We start from the raw sequence: 17,007 nt of genomic DNA, 5'->3' as shown, positions 1-17,007 counted from the left end.
GCAGTGCATGATGCGCCACAACGTGTTTGATGCGGCAATCCGCCGCGACTGACGTGAGACCATCAACCGGGTTCAATCCATCATTTCGCAAAGGGGGGCAATCATGCGTTCTGTCAAACTATTTCCAGCAATCATCGCTTTACTGGCGTCGACCACCGCGTTCACGGATGACGTCAAGGTCGGCGTCGGCATCTCCGGATGGACCGGCTTCGCGCCGCTGACGCTCGCCAAGGAGGCCGGCATCTTCAAGAAGAACGGGCTCGACGTCACCTTGAAGAAGATCCCGCAGAAGGACCGGCACCTCGCGATCGCCTCGGGCGACATCCAATGTGCCGCCACCACGGTCGAGACCTGGATCTCCTGGAACGCCAACGGCGTCGCGACCAAGCAGATCTTCCAGCTCGACAAGAGCTATGGCGCCGACGGCATGGCCGTGCGCAACGACGTCGCGGCGATCAAGGACCTCAAGGGCAAGACCGTTGCGGCCTCGGCGCCGGGCACCTCGCCGTATTTCGCGCTGGCCTGGATGCTGAAGAAGAACGGCCTCACGGTGAAAGACGTCACGGTGGTCAATCTGGAGCCGGCCGCAGCGGCGCAAGCCTTCGTTTCGGGGCAGAACGATGCCGCGATGACCTACGAGCCCTATCTGTCGACGGTGCGTGCCGCGCCCGACAAAGGCAAGATCATCGCCACCACGCTCGACTACCCGATCGTGATGGACACGTTCGGCTGTACGCCGAAATTCCTGACCGACAATCCGAAGGCCGCGCAGGCGCTGGCCAACAGCTATTTCGAGGCGCTCGACATGATCGCCAAGGATCAGGCCAAGGCCTATGAGATCATGGGCGCGGACGTGAAACAGACCGGCGAGCAGTTCGGCAACTCGGCCAAGTACCTGCGCTGGCAGGACAAGGCGGCCAACCAGAAATTCTTTGCCGGCGACTTCCTGACCTTCAACAAGGAGGCCGCCGAGCTGCTGCTCGAGGTCGGCATCATCAAGGCCGCGCCGAAGATCGAGGACATCTACGACGCCAGCTTCATCAAGTGATGCGTCCTCTCGAGCCCACCACATCGAAGCAGCGCGTGGCCTATGGCCTCGCGTTCTTCGTGCTGTTCGTCGCCCTGTGGTCCTGGGCGACGTTCGGCGGCCATGTATCGAAGACCTTCCTCGCCAACCCGCTGACCATGGTGCATGAAGGCTATGAGCTGCTCGCCAAGCAAGGCTTCCTGTTCGACATCGGCATGACGATCTGGCGCGTCATCGGCGGCTTCGCGCTGGCCGCCGTGATCGCGGTGCCGATCGGCGTGCTGATGGGAGCCTACAAGCCGGTCGAGGCCTTCCTCGAACCGTTCGTGTCCTTTGCGCGCTATCTGCCTGCGTCCGCCTTCATCCCGCTGCTGATCCTGTGGGCGGGCATCGGCGAGTTGCAAAAGCTGCTGGTGATCTTCATCGGCGCCGTGTTCCAGATCATCCTGATGGTCGCCGTCACCGTCGGCGCCACGCGGCGCGATCTGGTCGAGGCCGCCTACACGCTCGGCGCGCGCGACGGCGGCATCATCCGCCGCGTGCTGCTGCCCTCCGCCGCGCCCGAAATCGCCGAAATCCTCCGCCTGGTGCTGGGCTGGGCCTGGACCTATGTCATCGTCGCCGAACTGATCGGCTCGTCGTCCGGCATCGGGCACATGATCACCGACAGCCAGGCGCTGCTCAACACCGGCCAGATCATCTTCGGCATCATCGTGATCGGGCTGATCGGCCTGATCTCCGATTTCCTGTTCAAGGCGTTCAACGCCTGGCTGTTCCCGTGGAAGCTCGCATGACCCTGCTTCGGATCGATCAGGTCGCGCGCACCTTCCCCGCCCGCGCCGGCAACGCGCCGACCCGGGCGCTGGAGCCGACCACGCTCGACGTCGGCGACAACGACTTCGTCACCATCCTGGGCCCGTCCGGCTGCGGCAAGTCCACCCTGCTCCGGATCATCGCAGGCCTCGACCGGCCAACCAGCGGCCGCGTCACCCTCGATGGCCGCGAGGTCACCGGCCCCGGTGCCGATCGCGGCATGGTGTTCCAGTCCTACACTTTGTTTCCCTGGCTGACCGTGCGCGAGAACATCGCCTTCGGCCTGCGCGAGCGCGGCGCATCGCAAGCCGAACGGCATGAGATCGCCGACGCCTTCATCCGCCGGGTCGGGCTATCCGGCTTCGAAAATCACTGGCCCAAGCAATTGTCCGGCGGCATGCAGCAGCGCACTGCGATCGCCCGCGCGCTGGCCAACGATCCCAAGATCCTGCTGCTCGACGAGCCGTTCGGCGCGCTCGACAACCAGACCCGCGCCTTGATGCAGGAGATGCTGCTCGGGATCTGGGAGCGCGACCAGAAGACGGTGCTGTTCGTCACCCACGACATCGAGGAAGCGATCTTCCTCGGCAGCCGCGTCATCGTGATGAGCGCCCGTCCCGGCCGCATCAAGGCGGAGATCGCGGTCGACCTGCCGCATCCCCGTTCCTACAAGATCAAGACCGCGCCGGAATTCGTCGCCTTGAAGGAGCGGCTGGTCGAGGAGATCCGCACCGAAGCGCTGAAGGTCGCCGAACAGGCCTAAAAGGCGATCGTCAGTGGCTGATCATCCAGGGACGTGCGGTCGGAAAGCCCTTGGCGCCGCTCTTGGTCTTGGTCATCAGCCGCGCCGGCTTTTTCTTCCCGGAAGAGGAAGAGCAGCAACCGCAGCCCGGGCCGTGTGCGGCCTTGTACTGATCGAGCGTCTTCGGCGCGTGCCGGCTTTGCTCGTTGGTGGCGTGTGCTTTCCGCTTGTCCGAGGGCATGCAGAAGAACGCCGGCGCGGTCAGGATCACGCGCGGCGAGGTCGTCTCGCATTGCGGACAATCCTGCGGCAGGTCGCATTCCGCCATCGGCCGCATGTCGGTGAATGGGCCGCAGTCATTGCAGAGATATTCGTAGATCGGCATTTCCCTAAATCCCTTGCGCAGTCGTGTGACATCCGGCGACGGATGCGGGGCGGCCAAAGCACAGCCGTCCCGCACCCTTCGCGCAGGGATTACTTGTCTTGCGAGATCGGCATCTGGATGTCGCCCTTGATGTGCTTGATCGGTCCTGCCGACGACGGCATGATGTCGAAATCGAAGATCTCCGTCGGCAGCCATAGCGTGGCGCAGGCATTGGGGACGTCGACCACGCCGGAGATGTGGCCCTGGCACGGCGCGGTGCCGAGGATCGAATAGGCCTGGGCGCCGGAGTAGCCGAACTTCTTCAGATATTCGATCGCGTTCAAACAGGCCTGGCGGTAGGCGATGTGGACGTCGAGGTAATGCTGCTTGCCGGCCTCGTCGACCGAAATGCCCTCGAAGATCAGATAGTCCTTGTAGTTCGGCGTGATCGGCGACGGCTTGAACACGGGATTCTTGATGCCGTATTTCGAGACGCCGTCCTTGATCAGGTCGACCTTGATGTGCAGCCAGCCGGCCATCTCGATGGCGCCGCAGAAGGTAATCTCGCCGTCGCCCTGGCTGAAATGCAAATCGCCCATCGAGAGCCCGCCGCCCGGCACATAGACCGGGAAATAGATCTTCGAGCCGCGCGACAGATCCTTGATGTCGCAATTGCCGCCATGCTCGCGCGGCGGCACGGTGCGGGCGCCCTCGAGGCCGATCTTGGCCTTGACGTCGCCCTTGGCCTGGCCGGCATGCGCGGTCGGCGCGAACGGCGGATTGGCGAGGCCCGGCACACGGGTCGGATTGGTCGCGATCAGCTCGGCTTCGCGCGCATTCCACGCCGCCAGCATCTTGGCATCAGGCAGACAGCCGATCAGGCCGGGATGGATCAGGCCGGCGAAGTTGACGCCGGGCACATGGCGCGACGAGGTGTAGAGCCCCTTGATGTCCCAGATCGACTTCTGCGCCAGCGGGAAGTGATCGGTGAGGAAGCCACCGCCATTCTGCTTGGAGAAGAAACCGTTGAAGCCCCACAGGCTCTCCTTGAGCGGGCCGACATCGAGCAGGTCGACGACCAGGAGATCGCCGGGCTCGGCGCCCTTGACGCCGATCGGGCCGGACAGAAAGTGCACGATCGACAGGTCGATGTCGCGCACGTCGTCGGCCGAATCGTTGTTCTTGATGAAGCCGCCGGTCCAGTCGACGGTCTCGATGATGAAGTCATCGCCCGGGCTGACCCACTCGACGATCGGAACCTCGGGATGCCAGCGATTATGGATCTTGTCGTTTTCATAAGCCGACTTGCTGAGATCGACCTTGATCAGTGTGTCTGGCATCGCAATGCTCCCCTTGGTTTACTGAGTGTGGTTGGTTACACGGACAGATATTTTGAGATCTGCGCGGCATCGACGCTAGCGCGCGGATCGTCGCGGACGATCTCGCCGTTCTCGATGACGAGCACGCGGTCGGCGATGTCGAGCGCGAAGCTCAGCACCTGCTCGGAGACCACGATCGACAGCCCCCGCTCGTCGCGGATCCGCTTCAGGGTGCGCGCCATGTCCTTGATGATCGACGGCTGGATGCCTTCGGTCGGCTCATCAAGCAGCAGCACCTTCGGCTTGGTCGCAAGTGCGCGGGCGATCGCGAGCTGCTGCTGCTGCCCGCCGGAGAGATTGCCGCCGCGCCGGCCCTTCATCTCGAGCAGCACCGGGAACAGTTCGTAGATGTCACCGGGCACCTCCGAGCCGCCTGACACCACGAGCCCGGTCTCGATGTTCTCCTTCACCGTCATGGTGGAGAAGATCATGCGGCCCTGCGGCACGTAGGCGAGCCCCTTCGCCACCCGCTCGTAGCTCTTAAGGCCATCGAGCGCGGCGCCGTCCATGGTCATCTTGCCGCTCTTGGCCGGCAGGATGCCCATCAGGGATTTCATCAGCGTGGTCTTGCCCATGCCGTTGCGGCCCATGATCGCGACGATCTCGTTGGACGCGACCGAGACGTTGAGGCCGTGTAGCACCTCGCTCTGGCCATAGGCGACGTGAAGATCATTGATTGCCAGCATGTCGTCGCTCCTAGGCACGGGTGCTTGTCTTCACCTCTCCCCACCGGGGAGAGGTCGGCGCAAAGCGCCGGGTGGGGGCCTTCAGGTCCCACGAGGGAGCATCACCCCTCACCCGGATCGCATCTAACGATGCGATCCGACCTCTCCCACAGGGGGAGAGGTGAACCGAGTTCGCGGCTCGACTTGCCGTAACCATGCGTCAGTGCCCCAAATAGACTTCGATCACTTTTGGATCGTTCTTGACGTGCTCCATGGTCCCCTCGGACAGGATCTGCCCCTGGTGCAGCACCGTCACCTTGTGCGCGATGTCCTCGACGAACTTCATGTCGTGCTCGATCACCAGTACCGAGCGGTCCTTGATGATGCGGTTGAGCAGCTCGGCAGTCTTGGCACGCTCGGAGACGCTCATGCCGGCGACCGGCTCGTCGAGCATCAGGAGGTCCGGATCCTGGATCAGCAGCATGCCGATCTCGAGCCACTGCTTCTGGCCATGGCTGAGCTGGTCGGCATAGGTATTGAGCCGGTCCTTGAGGAAGATCATTTCGGCGACCTCCTCGACCCGCTGCTTGACGGTGTCGTCGCGCTGGAAGGTCAGCGAGCCGAACACGGTGCGGCCACGCGGAAACGAAATCTCGAGGTTCTCGAACACGGTGAGATCCTCGAACACCGACGGCGTCTGGAACTTGCGCCCCACGCCGGCCTGCACGATCTCGTTCTCGCGCAGTTTCGTCAGCTCCTGGCCGCGGAACTGGATCGAGCCTGATGTCGCTCGGGTCTTGCCGCAGATCAGGTCGAGCACCGTGGTCTTGCCGGCGCCGTTCGGGCCGATGATGACGCGGATCTCGTTCTCCTCGACATAGAAGGAGAGATCGTTGACCGCCTTGAAGCCGTCAAAGGACACGGTGAGACCGGAGACCGCGAGCAGGAAGTCCTTTGGCTGATGGCCGACGAGCATGATGATCCCTCCTCACTCGGCCGGTGCGCCGTCGGCGACGAGGCCGGCGGCCGATTTCGATTTGCGTGATGACAAAAGACGATCGATGCGGGGCTGGATGTGGTCCGCCCAGATGCCGGAGAGCCCGTTCGGGAAGGCCAGCACGACCGCGATGAACAACGCGCCGAGACCGAACAGCCAGAGCTGCGGGAAGGATTCCGAGAGGCTGGTCTTGGCGAAATTGACCAGCAGCGCACCCCAGACCGCGCCGAAGATCGACATCCGGCCGCCGACCGCGGTGTAGATCACCATCTCGATCGACGGCACGATGCCGACGAAGGACGGCGACATGAAGCCGACTTCGAGCGTGAACATCGCGCCGCCGATCGCAGCGAACACCGCGGCGGCGCAGAACGCGAAGATCTTGAAGTTGGCGACGCTGTAACCGGAGAAACGCACACGATCCTCCTGCTCCCTCATCGCCACCAGGATGCGCCCGAGTTTTGTCAGGCGGATGAACTGCGCGGCGACGATGCATCCGAACAGCAGCACAACCTCGACGAAATACAGAATGAACTTGGCGTGATCGGTGCGGATGTCCCAGCCGTTCAGCGTGCGCAAATCGGTAATGCCGTTGATGCCGCCGGTGTAGCCCTGCTGCCCCACGATCAGGATGGTGAGGATCGCGGCGATCGCTTGCGTGATGATCGCGAAGTACACGCCACCGACCCGGCGCTTGAACATCGCGGCGCCGATGATCAGCGCGAAGACTGCGGGAACCAGCAAGATCGCCAGCAGCGTGACCGGGAAGCTGTGGAATGGCTTCCAGAAGAAGGGCAGCGAGGTGAGCTGATTCCAATCCATGAAGTCGGGGATGCCGGGCGTCGACTGGATCTTGGTGTTCGCGACCGACGACGCCTCGAGCTTGAGGTACATCGCCATGCAGTAGCCGCCGAGGCCGAAGAACACGCCCTGCCCCAGGCTCAGGATGCCGCCATAGCCCCAGCACAGCACGAGGCCGATGCCGACGAAGGCGTAGGTCAGGTATTTGGCGACCAAATTGAGACGGAAGATATCCAGCGACAGCGGCAGGATCAGAAACAGCAGCACCGCGAGCGCCAGGAAGCCGAGCAGTTCGGAGCGATTGAAAAAGCGCGAGTTGATCATGACCAGCCTGCTTGTTCTTATTTGCGGACCTTGAGTGCGAACAGCCCCTGCGGACGCACCATCAGGATCGCGACGATGGTCAGCAGCGTGATCACCTTGGCCATCGATCCCGACAGGAAGAATTCCAGCGTCGACTGGGTCTGCGAGATCGAGAAGGCGGAGGCGATGGTGCCGAACAGCGAGGCGGCGCCGCCGAACACCACGACCAGGAAAGTGTCGACGATATAGAGCTGGCCGGCGGTCGGTCCGGTCGAGCCGATCATGGTGAAGGCCGAGCCGGCGATCCCCGCGATGCCGCAGCCGAGCCCGAAAGTGTAGCGATCGACCTTCTCGGTGTTGATGCCGACGGCGCCCGCCATGACGCGGTTCTGCACCACGGCTCGCACCTGCTTGCCCCAGCTCGACCAGAACAGGATGTAGAACACGACGATCGTGATCAGGACCGTCAGCCCCATCACGAACATACCGTTGATCGGGATCTGGATCGAGTCAGTGGCCTGCCAGGAGCCCATCATCCATTCCGGCAGATCGACGCCGACCTCGCGCGCGCCGAACACCGAGCGGTAGGCCTGCTGCAGGATCAGGCTGAGGCCCCAGGTCGCCAGCAGCGTATCGAGCGGGCGCTTGTAGAGGTGGCGTATCAGCGCCCATTCGACCAGCATGCCGAGCGCGCCCGAGGCGATGAACGCCAGGATCATCGCGATGAAGAAGTAGCCCGGGAAAAGCCAGGGCGCGGCGTGCTGCACCACGTTCGACGTCATCCAGGTGACGTAGGCGCCGAGGATCATGAACTCGCCATGGGCCATGTTGATCACGCCCATCTGGCCGAAGATGATGGCAAGCCCCAGCGCCATCAGCACATAGACGGAGAACAGGATGAGCCCGGCAAATCCCTGCATCGCGAGGATGGCGCCGAGGTCGCTGATCGAATAGTCGCCGAACATCTGTCGTCCTCCAGTCCAAGGGGCATGCGCCGCGACGTGTGCGGCGCCCGATCGGCGGCGTGGGCGATGACGTCCACGCCGCGATGCGTTGAGGGAGCGGTTGCGCGGTTTACCCGCCCGGCCTCACTGGTAGCCCTTCGGGAACGGGTTCGGCTCGACGAGGTCTGCGGTCTCGTAGATCAGCTCATACTGGCCGTCGGCCTTGGCGCGCCCGACGCGGGTCTTCGACCACAGATGATGGTTCTCGTGGATGCGCACATAGCCTTCGGGCGCGCCCTTGAACTCGACCCCGGGCGAGGCCGCCGCGATCTTGTCGATGTCGAACGATCCGGCCTTCTCCGCGGTCAACTTCCACAGCCACGGGCCGAGATAGGCGGCCTGCGTGACGTCGCCGATCACGGTCTTCTCGCCCCACATCTTCTTGAACGCCGGCACGAAGGCCTTGTTGTTCGGGTTGTCGAGTGACTGGAAGTACTTCATGCAGGCATAGGCGCCCGCGATGTTTTCGCCGCCGATGCCGTCGATCTCGTCCTCGGTGACCGAGATCGTCAGCAGCGTCTGCTTCGACAGGTCGATACCCGCCGCCTTGAGCTGCTTGTAGAACGCGACGTTCGAGCCGCCGACGATGATCGCGTAGATCACGTCCGGCTTGGTCAGCTTGATCTTGTTGATGACCGAGTTGAACTGGGTCGAGCCGAGCGGGAAGTATTCCTCGCCGACCACCTTGCAGCCTTGCAAATGGTTCTCGATGTGCTTGCGCGCGATCTTGTTCGAGGTGCGCGGCCAGATGTAGTCGGAGCCGAGCAGATAGAAGCTCTTCGCGCCCTTGGTCTTGTTGACCCAGTCGAGGCCGGCGATGATCTGCTGGGTGGCCTCCTGGCCGGTGTAGATCACGTTCTTGGACTGCTCGAGGCCTTCATAGAAGGTCGGGTAGTACAGCATGCCGTTGTACTGCTCGAACACCGGCAGCACCGCCTTGCGCGAGGCCGAGGTCCAGCAGCCCATCACCGCGGCGCATTTGTCGTTGACCAGCAGCTTCTTGGCTTTCTCCGCGAAGGTCGGCCAGTCGCTCGCGCCGTCCTCCTGGATGAACTTGATCTTGCGGCCCAGCACGCCGCCGGCGGCGTTGATCTGCTCGATCGCGAGCTTCTCGGCCTCGACCGACCCGGTCTCGGAGATCGCCATGGTGCCGGTGACGGAGTGCAGGATGCCGACGGTGACTTCGCTATCGGTGACTGCAAGACCGGTGGTGTTGACCGCAGAAGTTGCAGGAACGTCGGCAAATGCGGGACGGCCCAGCATCGAGATGGCCGGCAATGCGGCCATGCCCATCAAGAGCTTGCGGCGGAGCGGAGACGGCAGTCCTGGTTTGGTTTCGTCTGACATGAGCACCCCATCTGGTTCGAGAACGCTTATTGATGAGGCGAGGATTGCTTACTTTTGTGCAGCGCACTGATACGTGAGATCGCGTATACTGCACCGCAAAATAGCGACGTAGGTTTTTGGTACGGGATTTGCCCGCGATCAGCGCATCGTGGACCAGGAGTTTGAGCGAGTGGCAGGGCGGCAGCGGATAGACCGCGTCAGGCGCCAATACAATCAATGGGTCGCCAACCAGACGCTGGAAGACTACGCGCTGCGCTTCACGGCCAAGAGCGCGCGGCGCTGGTCCGCCGCCCGCGTCGCCAACACCGCGCTTGGCGCGATCTCTTTCCTGGCGCTGGAGGCGATCGGCGGCACCATCACGCTGAACTATGGCGCGATGAACGCCTCCGCGGCGATCCTGGTGGTCAGCGTCATCATCTTCCTGTGCGGGCTGCCGATCGCCTACCACGCCGCGAAGAGCGGCATCGACATCGACCTGCTGACCCGCGGCGCCGGCTTCGGCTATATCGGCTCGACCATCACCTCGCTGATCTACGCCTCCTTCACCTTCATCTTCTTCGCGATCGAGGCGGTGATCCTCGCCAGCGCACTCGACATGTGCTTCGGCATTCCGCGGCCGATCGGCTATCTGATCAGCGCGGTGGTGATCATCCCGCTGGTCATCTACGGCATCACGCTGATCAGCCGGTTCCAGCTCTGGACCCAGCCGCTGTGGATCATCCTCCACATCATGCCGTTCGCGGCGATCGCCTGGGCCAATCCGCATTCCTTCACCGAGTGGCGCAAATTCGCCGGCGACCACGGCGATCCCTCCGGCCATCTCGATCTGCTGCTGTTCGGCACCGCGGCCTCCGTCGTGTTCGCGCTGGTGGCGCAGATCGGCGAGCAGGTCGACTTCCTGCGCTTCCTGCCGCGCGACCGCCGCACCTCGCGCAAGGCGTGGTGGATCGCACTGCTCGGCGCCGGTCCCGGCTGGATCGTGCTCGGTGCGCTGAAGCTGCTGGCCGGCTCGTTCCTGGCCTTCTTCGCGCTCAGCCACGGCGTCTCGGCCGAGCACGCCGCCGAGCCCGCCAACATGTATCTCGAAGCCTTCCGCTACGTGCTGTCACAGCCGGATCTCGCGATGGCGCTGACCGGAACGTTCGTGATCCTGTCGCAGGTCAAGATCAACGTCACCAACGCCTATGCCGGCTCGATCGCCTGGTCGAACTTCTTCTCCCGCCTCACCCACTCGCATCCCGGCCGTGTGGTGTGGCTGGTGTTCAACGTGGTGGTCGCGCTGCTGCTGATGGAGATCGGCGTCTACAAGGCGCTGGAGCAGACGCTGGCGCTGTACTCGAACGTCGCGATCGCCTGGGTCGGCGCGCTGGTCGCCGATCTCGTCATCAACAAGCCGCTCGGCCTGCGGCCGCAGCACATCGAGTTCAAGCGCGCGCATCTCTGCGACATCAATCCGGTCGGCGTCGGCGCGATGACGATCGCGACGGTGGTCTCGATCAGCGCGTTCTACGGCCTGTTCGGCCCGACCGCCAAGGCGCTGTCGGCCTTCGTCGCGCTCGCGGTCGCCTTCGTCACGGCTCCCCTGATTGCCTGGGCGACCGACGGCAAGTACTACATCGCGCGCAAGCCGAAACGGAGCTGGCAGAATATTGAATCGATCCAGTGCTGTATCTGCGAGCATGCGTTCGAGCCCGAGGATATGGCCGCCTGCCCGGCCTATGCCGGCCCGATCTGCTCGCTGTGCTGCTCGCTCGACGCACGCTGCCACGATCTCTGCAAGCCGCATGGGCGGATCGGCGCCCAGGTGTCGGACGCGCTGGGCAAGGTGATGCCGCAGCCGATCTACGCCCGCCTCAACTCGCAGCTCGGACATTACCTCGGCGTGTTCGCTGTCTCCGCCGGCCTGGTGGCGCTGGTGCTCGGCCTGATCTACCTGCAAACCACGGCGGCGCATGCCAACGAGCTGTTGGCCGACGTGCTGTGGAAGGTGTTCTTTGCGCTGACGCTGATCATCGGCGTGGTCGCCTGGCTGTTCGTGCTGGCGCAACAGAGCCGACGCGCCGCGGAAGCGGAAACCCGGCGACAGACCACGCTGCTGATCCAGGAAATCGATGCCCACAAGCGCACCGACGCCGAATTGCAGCGCGCCAAGGAGGTCGCTGAATCAGCCAACCTCGCCAAGAGCCGCTATGTCGTCGGCCTCAGCCACGAGCTTCGCTCGCCGCTGAACGCGATCTCCGGCTATGCCCAGCTGCTGGAGCAGGACGACAGTCTCCAAGTGCGGCCGCGTGAGCAGGTGCGCGTGGTCCGCCGCAGCGCCGACCATCTGTCGGGTCTGATCGACGGCATTCTCGACATCTCCAAGATCGAAGCCGGCCGGCTCTATCTGTCGCGTGACGAGGTGCGGCTGAACGATTTCCTCGAACAGTTGGTCGGCATGTTCCGCCTGCAAGCGGCGGCAAAAGGCATCGACTTCGTGTTCAGGCGGCCGGCCGTGCTGCCCGTCGTGGTCTATGCCGACGAGAAGCGGCTGCGGCAGATCCTGATCAACCTGCTCTCGAACGCGATCAAGTTCACCCAGTCCGGCAAGGTGCAATTCGTCGTGCATTACCGCAGCCCGGTCGCCGAGTTCGAGGTGATCGACACCGGGCCGGGCATCCAGCCCGACGACCTCGAGCGGATCTTCGCGCCGTTCGAGCGCGGCGCACTCGGCGTCACCCAGCCACAGACCGGCACCGGGCTCGGCCTGACCATCAGCCGCCTGCTCGCCGGCGTGATGGGCGGCGACATCAAGGTGTTGAGCACGGTCGGCACCGGCAGCACCTTCAAGGTCAAGCTGCTGCTGTCCGAGGTCACCAACCCGCGCCGCGATGCGCCGGTCGATGCTCCCGTCTATGGCTATCACGGCCCGCGCAAGACGATCCTGATCACCGACGACGACCCGACCCAGCGCGACCTCCTGCGCGAGATCCTGGCGCCGCTCGGCTTCATCCTGCTCAGCGCGCCGGACGGGCCGGGCTGCCTCGCCCTCGCCCAGCATTGCCGGCCGGACATGTTCCTGCTCGATATCTCGATGGCCGGGATGGACGGCTGGACGGTCGCCGAGACCTTGCGCTCCGAAGGCCATCATCAGGCCCGCATCCTGATGATCTCGGCCAGCGCGCTGGAGGCGCACGGCGCGCCGCTGGCGCAACCGTTCCACGACGGCTATTTGATGAAGCCGATCGACATCCCGCGACTGCTGGAGACCATCCGCCAGTTGCTCAAGATCGAGTGGGAGTATGAGGCCGAGCAGGCGCCTGCCCCGCAATGGAAGCCCGATAGCGGCACGCGCCCGCCGGTCAAATATGTCGAAGAGCTGATCAGCCTCGGCCAGCTCGGCTATGTCAGAGCGATCCAGCTCAAGCTCGACGAGATCGGCAACGAGTGTCCCGAGCACGCGGACTTCGTCGAACAGATGCGGACGCTGGTCGACCGGTTCGATCTCGATCAATATATGGCGACGTTGAAGATATTGCACAGCTATGACCATTGAACAGAGAAAGCGCGACGTCGCGCTCGTCGTCGACGACTCGCCGGAGACATTGCGCCTCCTCACCGACGCGCTCGACGGCGCCGGAATGACCGTGATGGTCGCCCTCGACGGCGCCTCCGCGATGCGCATCGTCGACCAGATCACGCCCGATATCGTGCTGCTCGACGCCGTGATGCCGGGCATGGACGGCTTCGAGACCTGCCGGCGGCTGAAGCGCGATGCCGGGCTCGACGGCGTCCCGATCATCTTCATGACGGGCCTCGCCGAAACCGAGCACATCGTGCGTGGGCTCGAAGCCGGTGGCGTCGACTACGTCACCAAGCCGATCGTGATCGAGGAAATGCTGGCGCGCATTCGGGTCCATCTCGCCAATGCGCGGATGACGCAGAGCGCGCGCGCCGCGCTCGATGTCTCCGGCCGCTATCTGCTCGCGGTCAACAACGCCGGCGCGCTGCTGTGGGCGACGCCGCAGGCCCAGAAACTGCTGTCGGATACGCTCGCCGACGCCGCCGACAATTTCGTGTTGCCGGACCCGATGCCGCAATGGCTCGACCACGCGCAGAAGGGCAAGGCGGGATCGAAAACCGCAACCGTGGCGTCCTTTCCCGGCAACGAGCAACTTCGGCTGCAATATATGGGCAAGCTTGGCCCCAACGAATTCTTGCTGCGGCTGGCCAAGGACACCAGTGGCGACATGCCTGCCGAGTTCTCCAGCGAGCTCGGCCTCACCACCCGCGAGGGCGAGGTGCTGTCCTGGCTCTCCAAGGGCAAGACCAACCGCGACATCGCGCAGATCCTGGGCCTGAGCCCGCGCACCGTCGACAAGCATCTCGAGCAGATCTACGCCAAGCTCGGGGTCGAGAACCGCACTGCCGCCGCCGCGATCGCGGTCAATGCAAGGCATCGCAAGTCCTGATCTGGCGCCTCTACCCTTTCGGACCAGCCTGCGCAGCAGTCTCTTGGTCCGGCGGTTGCGCCTTGCGCCATTGTGCCGGGGTCACGCCGATATGGCTCTTGAAGGCCCGCTGAAATGCGGCCTCCGACTGGTAGCCGGCGATCTCCGCAACGGCGCCGGTCGAAAGCGATGATCGCCTCAACTCGTTTGCCGCAAGCGTCATCCGGATATCGGTAAGCAGATCGCTCGCCGATCGGCCAAGCTTCTCCTGGAATTGCCGCGCAAGCGTCGCGCGCGACATGTTGCACAGACGCGCGAGTTCGGGCAGCGACCACGCACGCGCGGGCTCGTTGAACATGGCGGTCACCGCCGGCGCCAGGCGGGGATCACCGACCAGCGCCAGCAACCCACGCGAGCCGTCATCGGTCTCGCTCGCAAGCCGCAGCGCAAGCGCGAACATCGCCGTGGACAGCGCGTTCAGCATGGCGCGGCCACCCAGATGATCGTCGGCCGTTTCGCTGCGCATCAAGGATACGAGTCCAGCGAGCTGTGCGGCCGTCCGCTTTTCCACCCGCGGGCCGGCATGCACGACGAGACGCGGCGGAAGATAGCTGCGCAACAGACGGTCGTGCGGAGGTGCGATCGCGAAGTGCCCGCACAGCAAGTCGAGCCGTTCGTCCGAACCCAGGTTTTCGCTGATCGTGAAATTCTGCGCCGCCCGGTTTCTAGCCGGCAGAGGTGTCGCCCCGGTGCCGTCATGCATCACGTGTCGCGGATTGCCGGGCAGCAAAAGAATGTCGCCGGACTTCAGCAGCAGCGGCCGACCGCCTGCGGGATCGTCCAGGATCGCCGAGCCGGCGAGCACCGCATGATAGGGGATCTCGTTGGTCGCGCCCGGCCCCTGCTCGATACGCCAGGGCACGCTGTAGCTGCAGCGAATATCGAGCCGCCCGCGGACCGGCATCATCTCGAACAGCCGGCTGAGCCAATCCATGGCCGATCCTCCCCGACGGGCTTCAAATGAGACGATTGAGCATATAATCGAGATATATGAACATTCAATGTCTCACTTCGCCCTCCTATGCTCACTCCGCAATCGTTCACCACCCCAAACACGGAGTGCCACCATGTCCCGTCTCTCAGTCCCCAATCTCGAAACCGACACCGGCCCGTCGGGCCAGGTCTACGCCCAGATCAAGAAGGCTGTCGGCAGCGTCCCGAATGCTTATGCGGCGATCGCCGCCCACGGCCCGGCCGCGCTCAAGGCGATGCTCGCAGCCGACGCGGTGCTCGCCGGCGGCAGCCTGTCCAGGCGCGAGCGAGAGATCATCAAACTCGTGATCAGCGCCGCGGGCGGTTGTGACTATTGTGTCGCCGCGCATTCGCATCTCGCTGGGCTTGCCGGCGTGAAGCCTGACGTGCTGAAGCAGGTCCGCGACGGCGCGCCTACGGGTGACGCCAAGTACGACACGCTGATCGACTTCGTTCGCAAGCTCGCGCAGTCGAGCGGCACCGTCAGCGACGAGGACTTCGCCGCGATCAAGGCCGCCGGCTACAGCGACGCGCAGCTGGTCGAGATCAGCCTGGCGTTCGCGACCATCGTCTTCACCAACGTCTTCAACCGCATCAACGACACCGACATCGACTTCCCCGCAGTCGCGTGACGCGACCGACGTCAGTCGAACGGAAGGATCACGACCATGACCACGCGTTCCAACACGATGCAGAATCCGCTGGTCCGCGCGCTCACCCGCTTCGGTCTGCTCACGGAGGATCTCGACGACCATGTCATCCGGGCCTGACGCGGCAATAGGTCCGCCGATGGCACGGATCGCCGGCGAGCCTCGCGTTCGCCGGCGACTGCGCGTGCCGGGAGATTGCGCAGGCGCAGCAACTCCGACGCATAGCGACGTGGCAGCCACCACTGCCGCGCGCGTCCGATCGGACAAGTCTTCAAGGCCAAGTCTTAACCCATTGCCGAATTTGCCGAATGCGTTGAAATTGGCCAACTGTAAAGCGCAGCCCGTTGCGCGGCATTGCGGCTTGACGCGGACGCATCGCTTGTTCCCATGCAGGAATGATCCGTAGCTCTCCGGCGATGAACATGGTTCCGCCGCGTGGTCTGCGCTAAAGAAGTGGCGCCGGTGTTGTTCTGGGGTTGAGTTGATGAAGAAGGACGACGTCACGTGCCCACGCTGCGGGGCCGGGTTCCGACGCCTCGAACTGGCATCCGGATCGGGAAGCGCAGGCGAGTATCGCTGCCCGGTCTGTCAGACAAGTCTCGAGCAGTTTAATGGCGACAAGCTCGTTGCCTATCGCCTGACCATCCAACCTTCCATTCGCGGCTTGAAGACCTGATCGCCCGTGGCACATCAAGTGCCAATCAAGATGTCCGCTTCAGGATATAGCTGTCCATGATCCAGCCATGCTGCTCACGCGCATTGCGGCGCGCGGCGACGATGCGGGGGCCTGTCTCCGCGAGATATCCGGCCATGATGATCTGATCGGGCATGCCGAGATAGGCGCCCCACCAGATCTTGAGGCCCGCGGGATCCAGCGTCTGGAAGGCCGCGCCGCCGTCGAGCATCACGACCACGGTATCCACGCCGGACGGCCAGCCGCCTTCACGCAATCGCCGGCCTGTCGTGACCAGGAACGGTTCGCCGATCTCGTTGAGCGGCAGCGCATGCGCCGCGCACAGCGCCTGGATCGAGGTGATGCCCGGGATCACCTCGATGTCGGGCAGCGGATCGAGCCGTCGCGCGATCCGCAGGCTCGAATCGTACAGCGAAGGATCGCCCCAGATCAGCAAGGCGACGCGTCCCTCGCCGCCGAGATGGCGTGCGATCTCATCCGACCAGGTCGCAGCGACCGCATCATGCCAATCGTCGACACCCCTGCGATAATCCTCGTCGCCAGCGTCACGCACCGGCAGGTCGAACTCGGCGATCCGCGTGCGATCGTTGCTCAGCACTTGCGCGCAGATCGTTCGACGCAGGTCGGCGAGATCGGACTTCGCGGTACCCTTGCGCGGGATCAGGATCAGATCGGCGGCATTGATCGCGGCTGTCGCAGCGAGCGTGAGCTGTCGCGGATCGCCACAGCCGATACCGATCAGCGAGAACGTCAACATGG

The 17,007-nt window shown here is 63.9% G+C and carries 16 protein-coding genes; 7 read left to right on the top strand and 9 right to left on the bottom strand.

Features of this window, described 5'->3' with window-relative positions; genetic code table 11:
- Nucleotides 1-103 precede the first annotated feature (103 nt).
- Genes CWS35_RS19730 through CWS35_RS19720 form a run of 3 tightly spaced genes read left to right on the top strand, consistent with a single transcriptional unit; the run spans nt 104 to nt 2,603 of the window.
- Nucleotides 104-1,048 (top strand): ABC transporter substrate-binding protein, encoded by a 945-nt coding sequence (locus tag CWS35_RS19730; protein WP_100953268.1) that lies wholly within the window; start codon nt 104-106, stop codon nt 1,046-1,048.
- Nucleotides 1,048-1,821 carry an ABC transporter permease gene (locus CWS35_RS19725; protein ID WP_100953266.1) on the top strand — a complete coding sequence of 258 codons (774 nt, stop codon included), beginning with the start codon at nt 1,048-1,050 and terminating at the stop codon, nt 1,819-1,821. Before CWS35_RS19730 ends, CWS35_RS19725 begins: the two co-directional genes overlap by 1 nt.
- Nucleotides 1,818-2,603 (top strand): ABC transporter ATP-binding protein, encoded by a 786-nt coding sequence (locus CWS35_RS19720; RefSeq protein WP_168226352.1) that lies wholly within the window; start codon nt 1,818-1,820, stop codon nt 2,601-2,603. The genes CWS35_RS19725 and CWS35_RS19720 overlap by 4 nt, the downstream gene beginning before the upstream one ends.
- A 10-nt stretch (nt 2,604-2,613) precedes the next feature.
- On the opposite strand, the gene CWS35_RS19715 is transcribed toward CWS35_RS19720, so the two are convergent.
- The 7 genes from CWS35_RS19715 to urtA all read right to left on the bottom strand — a co-directional run bounded on the left by CWS35_RS19715 (nt 2,614) and on the right by urtA (nt 9,442).
- On the bottom strand, nt 2,614-2,967 hold the full coding sequence (locus tag CWS35_RS19715) for a zinc ribbon domain-containing protein (RefSeq protein ID WP_024579728.1): 354 nt from the start codon (nt 2,965-2,967) through the stop codon (nt 2,614-2,616).
- Between the two features lie 89 nt (nt 2,968-3,056).
- Nucleotides 3,057-4,286 carry a formamidase gene (gene fmdA / locus CWS35_RS19710; RefSeq protein WP_021082157.1) on the bottom strand — a complete coding sequence of 410 codons (1,230 nt, stop codon included), beginning with the start codon at nt 4,284-4,286 and terminating at the stop codon, nt 3,057-3,059.
- Between the two features lie 35 nt (nt 4,287-4,321).
- Nucleotides 4,322-5,011 carry an urea ABC transporter ATP-binding subunit UrtE gene (gene urtE, locus CWS35_RS19705; protein WP_024579727.1) on the bottom strand — a complete coding sequence of 230 codons (690 nt, stop codon included), beginning with the start codon at nt 5,009-5,011 and terminating at the stop codon, nt 4,322-4,324.
- Nucleotides 5,012-5,210: 199 nt separating this feature from the next.
- Entirely contained in the window at nt 5,211-5,966 is a 756-nt protein-coding gene (gene urtD, locus CWS35_RS19700; protein WP_024579726.1) for an urea ABC transporter ATP-binding protein UrtD, read from the bottom strand.
- Between the two features lie 12 nt (nt 5,967-5,978).
- Complete coding sequence (gene urtC, locus CWS35_RS19695; RefSeq protein WP_024579725.1) at nt 5,979-7,112, bottom strand: urea ABC transporter permease subunit UrtC; 1,134 nt, start codon at nt 7,110-7,112, stop codon at nt 5,979-5,981.
- Nucleotides 7,113-7,129: 17 nt separating this feature from the next.
- The gene (gene urtB, locus CWS35_RS19690; RefSeq protein WP_024579724.1) at nt 7,130-8,056 is read right to left on the bottom strand and encodes an urea ABC transporter permease subunit UrtB; all 927 of its coding nucleotides are present in this window, start codon (nt 8,054-8,056) and stop codon (nt 7,130-7,132) included.
- A gap of 123 nt (nt 8,057-8,179) precedes the next feature.
- The gene (urtA, locus tag CWS35_RS19685) at nt 8,180-9,442 is read right to left on the bottom strand and encodes an urea ABC transporter substrate-binding protein (RefSeq protein WP_024579723.1); all 1,263 of its coding nucleotides are present in this window, start codon (nt 9,440-9,442) and stop codon (nt 8,180-8,182) included.
- Between the two features lie 169 nt (nt 9,443-9,611).
- Here urtA and CWS35_RS19680 point away from each other — a divergent pair, with 169 nt between their 5' ends.
- Together CWS35_RS19680 and CWS35_RS19675 are read left to right on the top strand one after the other, a co-directional pair.
- Nucleotides 9,612-12,977 carry a hybrid sensor histidine kinase/response regulator gene (locus CWS35_RS19680; protein WP_024579722.1) on the top strand — a complete coding sequence of 1,122 codons (3,366 nt, stop codon included), beginning with the start codon at nt 9,612-9,614 and terminating at the stop codon, nt 12,975-12,977.
- Complete coding sequence (locus tag CWS35_RS19675; protein WP_024579721.1) at nt 12,967-13,893, top strand: response regulator; 927 nt, start codon at nt 12,967-12,969, stop codon at nt 13,891-13,893. The genes CWS35_RS19680 and CWS35_RS19675 overlap by 11 nt, the downstream gene beginning before the upstream one ends.
- A 10-nt stretch (nt 13,894-13,903) precedes the next feature.
- Here the strand turns inward: CWS35_RS19675 and CWS35_RS19670 are convergent, their stop codons facing one another.
- Nucleotides 13,904-14,866, bottom strand: a complete 963-nt coding sequence (locus CWS35_RS19670; protein WP_100953262.1) for an AraC family transcriptional regulator — start codon at nt 14,864-14,866, stop codon at nt 13,904-13,906.
- Nucleotides 14,867-14,999: 133 nt separating this feature from the next.
- On the opposite strand from CWS35_RS19670, the gene CWS35_RS19665 reads away from it, so the two are divergent.
- Nucleotides 15,000-15,536: a carboxymuconolactone decarboxylase family protein gene (locus CWS35_RS19665; RefSeq protein WP_100953260.1), complete on the top strand. Its 537-nt coding sequence runs from the start codon at nt 15,000-15,002 to the stop codon at nt 15,534-15,536.
- 502 nt (nt 15,537-16,038) lie between these two features.
- Complete coding sequence (locus CWS35_RS19660) at nt 16,039-16,230, top strand: hypothetical protein (RefSeq protein WP_080891064.1); 192 nt, start codon at nt 16,039-16,041, stop codon at nt 16,228-16,230.
- Between the two features lie 25 nt (nt 16,231-16,255).
- On the opposite strand, the gene cobF is transcribed toward CWS35_RS19660, so the two are convergent.
- Nucleotides 16,256-17,005, bottom strand: coding sequence for a precorrin-6A synthase (deacetylating) (gene cobF / locus CWS35_RS19655; RefSeq protein WP_100953258.1), 750 nt, complete (start codon nt 17,003-17,005; stop codon nt 16,256-16,258).
- Between the last annotated feature and the right edge of the window lie 2 nt (nt 17,006-17,007).

The organism is Bradyrhizobium sp. SK17, from assembly GCF_002831585.1.
Taxonomy (GTDB): Bacteria; Pseudomonadota; Alphaproteobacteria; order Rhizobiales; family Xanthobacteraceae; genus Bradyrhizobium.
This window is presented reverse-complemented; position numbering and strand designations above follow the sequence as displayed.

What these genes read in the sequence shown, in the direction of transcription:
- CWS35_RS19730 (WP_100953268.1), top strand. Translation starts at nt 104, where the DNA reads ATGCGTTCTGTCAAACTATTTCCAGCAATCATCGCTTTACTGGCGTCG.
- CWS35_RS19725 (WP_100953266.1), top strand. Translation starts at nt 1,048, where the DNA reads ATGCGTCCTCTCGAGCCCACCACATCGAAGCAGCGCGTGGCCTATGGC.
- CWS35_RS19720 (WP_168226352.1), top strand. Translation starts at nt 1,818, where the DNA reads ATGACCCTGCTTCGGATCGATCAGGTCGCGCGCACCTTCCCCGCCCGC.
- CWS35_RS19715 (WP_024579728.1), bottom strand. Translation starts at nt 2,967, where the DNA reads ATGCCGATCTACGAATATCTCTGCAATGACTGCGGCCCATTCACCGAC.
- fmdA (WP_021082157.1), bottom strand. Translation starts at nt 4,286, where the DNA reads ATGCCAGACACACTGATCAAGGTCGATCTCAGCAAGTCGGCTTATGAA.
- urtE (WP_024579727.1), bottom strand. Translation starts at nt 5,011, where the DNA reads ATGCTGGCAATCAATGATCTTCACGTCGCCTATGGCCAGAGCGAGGTG.
- urtD (WP_024579726.1), bottom strand. Translation starts at nt 5,966, where the DNA reads ATGCTCGTCGGCCATCAGCCAAAGGACTTCCTGCTCGCGGTCTCCGGT.
- urtC (WP_024579725.1), bottom strand. Translation starts at nt 7,112, where the DNA reads ATGATCAACTCGCGCTTTTTCAATCGCTCCGAACTGCTCGGCTTCCTG.
- urtB (WP_024579724.1), bottom strand. Translation starts at nt 8,056, where the DNA reads ATGTTCGGCGACTATTCGATCAGCGACCTCGGCGCCATCCTCGCGATG.
- urtA (WP_024579723.1), bottom strand. Translation starts at nt 9,442, where the DNA reads ATGTCAGACGAAACCAAACCAGGACTGCCGTCTCCGCTCCGCCGCAAG.
- CWS35_RS19675 (WP_024579721.1), top strand. Translation starts at nt 12,967, where the DNA reads ATGACCATTGAACAGAGAAAGCGCGACGTCGCGCTCGTCGTCGACGAC.
- CWS35_RS19670 (WP_100953262.1), bottom strand. Translation starts at nt 14,866, where the DNA reads ATGGATTGGCTCAGCCGGCTGTTCGAGATGATGCCGGTCCGCGGGCGG.
- CWS35_RS19665 (WP_100953260.1), top strand. Translation starts at nt 15,000, where the DNA reads ATGTCCCGTCTCTCAGTCCCCAATCTCGAAACCGACACCGGCCCGTCG.
- CWS35_RS19660 (WP_080891064.1), top strand. Translation starts at nt 16,039, where the DNA reads ATGAAGAAGGACGACGTCACGTGCCCACGCTGCGGGGCCGGGTTCCGA.
- cobF (WP_100953258.1), bottom strand. Translation starts at nt 17,005, where the DNA reads ATGTTGACGTTCTCGCTGATCGGTATCGGCTGTGGCGATCCGCGACAG.